Genomic DNA, 3899 nt, shown 5'->3' with positions numbered 1-3899 from the left:
AAGGACCGGGTCTACAACACCGCCACGGTCTCCTTCTCTGACAAGATCACCGAGCTCTACGGCAAGCCCGGCGCGCCGCAGCGGGGTAATATCCGCTCCTACCTGGAGGCCTATGATCCGGTCGCCCAGAAGGAAGTCTGGCGCGCGCCGGACAAGGACTATGGCCCGCATGGCGTCATGGCCACCGCCAGCGACTTGGTGTTCTCCGGCGACTGGAGCGGCAATTTCAACGCCTATGACGCCAGGACCGGCGCCAAGCTGTGGTCAGCGCCGACCCAGGCCGACGTGGTGGCGGCGCCCTCGACCTACACGATTGGCGGCGAGCAATACGTCGCGCTTTTGGTCGGCGCGCGCGGCCTGCCGGCCGGCCAGGCGCGGACCAATCCGCTCAGCGCCAACAACTCGCGCCTGCTGGTCTACAAGCTGAACGCCAGCGTCGCCCTGCCCTCGACCCCGGTCGCCGGCGCCGTGCCGGGCAAGGTGCTCGACCCGCCGCTGCTCACCGGCACCAACGAGCAGGTGATCGACGGCGAGGGCGCCTATGGCCGGTTCTGCGCCGGCTGCCATGGTGCGGGCGGGGTGGCCGACAAGTCGATCCCCGACCTGCGCTATTCGCCGGCGCTGCAGAAGCTGACCAACTGGAACTCCATCGTCCTGGACGGCGCGCGCGCCGACAAGGGCATGGTCTCGTTCAAGAAGGTGCTGGCCGAAGGTCAAGCGGAGGCGATCTACCACTACATCGTCAGCCAAGCGAACAAGGCCAAGGCGGCCCAACAGGCCTCGGCGAAGAAGTAGACGCCGGCGGGACCGGGCGGCGGCGAAAGCCGTCCGGTCCGCGTGAAGCGCATTCCATCCTTGGGCCGGTTGGGCCAGGATTGCATCGACCCATCTGCAGGGCCAAGGCCACCCATGACGCCCGAAGAGTTCGAGTGCCCCGACTGCGGCGATCCCGCCGCGATCCTCAGCCCCGGCGTCGGTGGCGAGTTGCTGGCCAGCTGCCAGGGCTGCGGGCGCGCCCACGGCAAATGGGCTGAGCTGCAAGCCGCCCGCGAGGCCGCGCCCAAGCCCGCGAAACGCCCCTTCTTCGCCTGGCGTCTGCGCGGCGCCCGCTAGGTCGGCAGCCGCTCAGTCGGCGGGTTTCGGCGGCGGCTTCACGGCCGGGGCCTCTGCGGGCTTGTCTCCTGCCTTCGGCGGCGGCGGGGGCTCGCCCGCGTCGAGGTGGTCCCAGTTGAGGATGGCGTTGAAGCCCAGGAAGTAGGAGCCCTGCGTCTGCCAGCGCCAGTAGGGGCGCAGGCCGAACAGCACCATGTGGCCTTTGCCGTCCGGCACGTCGACGATCAGCGCCTTGCGGGTCAGCGCCTGACCGCCTTCCAGCATGCCGGAGAGCAGGATCGAATCCGCCTGGGCTGGGAAGGCCATGACCGTGCGCGGGTGCTGCGTGGGCTCCGCGCCGCCCTGGCGTGAGGCCGGCGGGACGGTCTCGACGGGGGCGGCGGGTTCGGCGTCGCGTTTCGCGGGCTGGTCCGGCGTCGGGTAGGGCGAGATGTGGGCCGGGACCGCGTTGGGGGTAATGTTCTGGGCGATGCGCGCGCCAGCGCCGCCGCCCTGACCGCCGCCGCCGAAGCCGCCCTGCGCCGGCGTGGCGATGGTGATCACCGGCGTGTCGGCGAAGTAGATCGGCAGCTCCTTGCCCACGTAGCCGTAGGCAATCGGGCTGGCCTGGTCGGTGAACACGCCGCGCATCAGCGCGCCCTTGGTGTAGAGTTCCGGCGGGACGGCGGTGGTGACGCCCGCGGCGATCCCGTAGTTGGCCAGCATGTCGACGGTGGACCCGTCGCCGATCAGCGTCCCGCCGGCCTTCACGAATTTCTGCAGCTCGGCCAGGCCATCGGCGCCCAGGCCGCCGCGGATGTCGTCGGCTGAATCCAGTACGCCGAGGTTCGGGGTCAGCTCAGACTTCTTGTAGGGGATCGGCACGTCGCCGTTCATCGCCACGCCGACCACCTGGTCGCGGGCGCTGGAACCGACCGTCGGGTAGATGATGACGTCGAACTTTTTCCTGAGGTCGCCCTGCCGAGCCTTGGTGTCGGCGATGTAGGTGTAGGGCACGCCGTAGTGATCCAGCGCGGCGCGCCACCAGCCCTCGTCCTGCGTGCGCAACCATGAGTGCAGGTAGCCGATACGCGGTAGGGTCAGGGCGTGTGCCTTCACGTCCGGAACGGTCGAGACCGCCTCGCCCGTCAGGCCCAGGTCGGCGATAGCCTTCTCGACCGCAGCGCGGGGCGCATTGGGGATGATGAAGGTCCCGGCGGCGTAGGACTTGCCGCCGACTTCGAAGGCCTTCTCGGCGGCCAGCATCTTCACGTCCTTCAATCGGAAGCGGAAGGTGACCAGCTCGTTGTCGCCGGTGTGGTTCACGAGGATCGTCGAACCCGCGCCGGAAATGGCGCCTTTGGGCGCCACGTCGGCGGTGACGAGCGTCATGGGCTGCTTCAGGACCGCCGGATCCTTGACCGTCTTCAGCGTGACGTTGCGCATGTACTGCATCGTCCAGCCGGTGTCGTCGTAGGGCCTGGGATTGGCCGCGGGGTAGTTCTGGACGCTGAAATAGAGGTCGGCCAGCGTGCGGTAGGGCTGGTCGGCACGGATCACATAGTCGCCCGCCGCCACCTTCACGGCGCCGGCGGTGAAGGCGCTGTCGGCCGTCGAGACCTCCAGGCCCTGGCGGCGGACGTCGTTTATCATGTCGACGACGTTGAGCTTCGCGGTCTGGTCAGCGGGGATGACCCAGGCGTTGACCGCGCCGGTCTTGCCCCCGTCCACGGCGTGCTGGTTCTTCACCCAGTAGTTCTCCAGGTACATCTCCCGGTCCTTCGCCACCCGGTCGAGGGCGAAGAGCAGGGCCGATTCCTGGATGTTGGTGTTGTTGCGCGGACCCCAGTCCACCGAGGGCAGGGCCGGGTTCGGCCGGTACCACTCGCGGCTGGTCACCGTGGCCGGAAGCTTCAGGTCCTTCTGGATGTCGGGGCCGTAGCTCTGCACCTCGTAGAAGCGGCCGAGCGAGTTGTGGGCGTTGGCGATCCAGAACAGGTAGTTGGGCACCCAGCCGTCGTAATAGCCATACGTCCAGACGCCGGGGACGCGGCGCTTGGCCATCTCGGTGATCTCGGTCTCGCCCAAGAGCCACCACTCGTCGGTCTGCACCGGATCGAGGGACGGGTTGTACGGGCCGGTCCCGGTCGAGACGTAGAGGTAGGACTGCGCCTCGTGCAGGTCGTGCAGCACAGTGGGATGCCACTCGAGGACGCCTGCGGTGATGTTCTGGGTCAGCTTCAGGTACTGGCCCATGCCGTCGCGGTTGTTGTCGTGGGCGACGTACTTGCCCCAGTAGACCAACGGCGGCTTCGGCTTGCCGGTCTTCTTGCCGTAGTAATAGGTGTCGACGATCTTCTCGCGGCCATCGACCTCGACCACCGGGGTGATGAAGGTGATGACATTGTTGCGGATGTTCTGGACCAGCGGCGTCTCCTCGATCGCCAGGCGGTAGGCCAGTTCGATCAGCATCTCCGGCCCGCCGGTCTCCGGCGAATGGATGCCGCTGGTGATCCAGTAGATCGGCTTGGCTGAGTGGATCGCGGCCTTGGCCTGCTCCGGCGCGGTCTTGCGCGGATCGCCCAGCGCGGCCAACGCGGCCTTGTACTTGTCGAGGTCCTTCAGCGTCGCCTCGTCAGCGATGGCGATGACCACCTGATCGCGGCCTTCCTCGGTGGTTCCCAGCTTCCAGAACTTCACACGCGGCGAGGTCCTGGCCAGCTCCTGGTAGTAGCGCTCGATGTCCTTGGCGTAGGTCAGCTCGCCGGGCGTGCCGGGGATGCGGCCGAAGAACTTCAGCGGCGAGG

General features: G+C 67.9%; 3 protein-coding genes. 2 read left to right on the top strand and 1 reads right to left on the bottom strand.

The window, feature by feature from the left end:
• The coding region (locus E8A12_RS00560; protein ID WP_293365806.1) for a c-type cytochrome at positions 1-795 on the top strand (795 nt) is incomplete at its 5' end.
• A gap of 114 nt (positions 796-909) precedes the next feature.
• A complete protein-coding gene (locus tag E8A12_RS00555) occupies positions 910-1113 on the top strand; it encodes a hypothetical protein (protein ID WP_293365805.1) in 204 nt (67 codons plus the stop codon).
• A gap of 12 nt (positions 1114-1125) precedes the next feature.
• On the opposite strand, the gene E8A12_RS00550 is transcribed toward E8A12_RS00555, so the two are convergent.
• On the bottom strand, positions 1126-3899 hold a 2774-nt coding region (locus E8A12_RS00550), incomplete at its 5' end, for a M14 family zinc carboxypeptidase (RefSeq protein ID WP_293365804.1).

The organism is Phenylobacterium sp. (assembly GCF_004799395.1).
In the GTDB taxonomy this organism is placed as follows: domain Bacteria; phylum Pseudomonadota; class Alphaproteobacteria; order Caulobacterales; family Caulobacteraceae; genus Phenylobacterium.
The sequence above is the reverse complement of the archived record's forward strand: the minus strand, read 5'-3'. Positions and strand labels throughout refer to the sequence as shown.